At 61.2% G+C, this 1,563-nt stretch carries 3 protein-coding genes and 1 tRNA gene; all 4 read right to left on the bottom strand.

What is annotated here, in order from left to right:
* Positions 1 to 19: 19 nt before the first annotated feature.
* Complete coding sequence (locus tag EN984_RS34025; protein WP_127268029.1) at positions 20 to 196, bottom strand: Flp family type IVb pilin; 177 nt, start codon at positions 194 to 196, stop codon at positions 20 to 22.
* Between the two features lie 247 nt (positions 197 to 443).
* Positions 444 to 518, bottom strand: a tRNA-Glu gene (locus EN984_RS34030).
* 90 nt (positions 519 to 608) lie between these two features.
* The gene (locus EN984_RS34035) at positions 609 to 1,016 is read right to left on the bottom strand and encodes a VOC family protein (RefSeq protein WP_127268030.1); all 408 of its coding nucleotides are present in this window, start codon (positions 1,014 to 1,016) and stop codon (positions 609 to 611) included.
* 48 nt (positions 1,017 to 1,064) lie between these two features.
* Complete coding sequence (locus EN984_RS34040) at positions 1,065 to 1,448, bottom strand: fimbrial protein (protein ID WP_127268031.1); 384 nt, start codon at positions 1,446 to 1,448, stop codon at positions 1,065 to 1,067.
* Between the last annotated feature and the right edge of the window lie 115 nt (positions 1,449 to 1,563).

A 1,563-nucleotide genomic window follows, 5' to 3' on the forward strand; every position in this document is an offset into this window, starting at 1 on the left:
ACCGAATTGAGGTACCGACTTACGAGCCGCTGCTGTTGACCGTAGTGCCGACGTTCGTGAAGATCCCGTTGAGCGAATTGCCAACCGCCCCGGCGCCGGTGATGATCGCGAGCGCGATAAGAGCCGCGATCAAGCCATACTCGATCGCGGTCGCGCCAGACTCGTCCCAAGCGAAACGGCAGGCTATTTTCTTCATGTCAACCTCCTACAGCTAATAAAGCGACAACTAATATATCGCCGTGAGTTGCGGGGGCGTTAAGGTTCTCGGTTTCGGGTCCGTTAACGTTTACCAGACGAATGAAATGAAGGCCTGAGTGGTTGGTGCCACTGGGATTTTCAAGGCTGCGGCTACCTGTGCAGATCTGGTTTCCCAAACGCCACAGTATCGAGGTCGTCGACTTCAGAACGAAATCGACGGCATCCTGCAAATTTGTCGAAAAACTTGGTACGCCCAAGGGGAATCGAACCCCTGTTCCCGCCGTGAGAGGGCGGTGTCCTGACCGCTAGACGATGGGCGCGTTCAAGAACCGGCGATATAGGCTGAGCGCTGGGAAAAAGCAACTGGGGTTAGGCCGCTTTCCCTTGCCGGGGAAAAGCCGGCCGTCAGCCTATCGTTTTGGTTCGATCAGATCCCAGAGATTCCCATGCAGATCGGCGAAAACCGCCACCGTGCCATAGGGCTCGAAGCGCGGTGCTTCGCGGAATTCGACGCCCTTCTCCAGCATCGCCGCATGGTCGCGGGCAAAGTCGTCGGTTTCCAGGAACAGGAAGACACGCCCGCCGGTCTGGTTGCCGATGCTCCGCCTTTGCGCCTCGTCGGACGCTTCCGCCAGAAGCAGCCTGGCGCCCTGCCCGTTGGCCGGCGCGACCGTGATCCAGCGCTTGCCGCCGCCGAGATCGACATCTTCGACGAGCAGGAAGCCCAGCCGCTCGACATACCAGGCAATCGCCTCGTCATAATTGGCGACGACCAGGGCGACCGTGGCGATGCGGCGATGCTCGGCGAACCCGCTCATGCCTGAGGCTTGCTCATTGGCCTGCTGCCGTTCATCGTTGCGGCTCGGTCACTTGTTGCGGATCGCAAAGCGGCCGATCAGGCGTCGCTCGGTGATGTCGTAGACGAAGATCGTGCGGCTGCCGTCGGCAAGCTCGGCGTCGATCGAGACACGATTGCCGGACAGCGACTGGCTGACCACCGTGGCGCCGACCGGCAGCACGATGTCGCCGTTGACCGGTTCGCCGGCGGGTGTCTGGATATCGCCGGCCAGCGGCGGGTTCGCCGGCGGTGCATTGCGCGCTTTGTAGACAAGGGCGCCGATCACCACCATAAGGGCGAGGAACAGCAGGCCGAGATTGATCCCGACGAAGCGGACGAGTTTCCTGCGCACCTTTTCGACCTCGGGGTCGAGCGGCTTATCCTGGTCTTCTTCGGCGATCGGGCTGGCCATGGCAAAACAGTTCCGGAACGGTTTTTCAATGAGCGCTCATAGCGAAGAGGCCCCTGAATTGATAGAGGCGGAACCGACAGTGCTGGTGGCGGGCGCGGATGCGGCCGGCCTGCGC

It is taken from the genome of Mesorhizobium sp. M7A.F.Ca.CA.004.12.1.1 (assembly GCF_003997835.1).
In the GTDB taxonomy this organism is placed as follows: domain Bacteria; phylum Pseudomonadota; class Alphaproteobacteria; order Rhizobiales; family Rhizobiaceae; genus Mesorhizobium.

Excerpts from the sequence above, each read along its gene's own strand:
- EN984_RS34025 (WP_127268029.1), bottom strand. The coding sequence starts at position 196 with ATGAAGAAAATAGCCTGCCGTTTCGCTTGGGACGAGTCTGGCGCGACC.
- EN984_RS34040 (WP_127268031.1), bottom strand. The coding sequence starts at position 1,448 with ATGGCCAGCCCGATCGCCGAAGAAGACCAGGATAAGCCGCTCGACCCC.
- EN984_RS34035 (WP_127268030.1), bottom strand. The coding sequence starts at position 1,016 with ATGAGCGGGTTCGCCGAGCATCGCCGCATCGCCACGGTCGCCCTGGTC.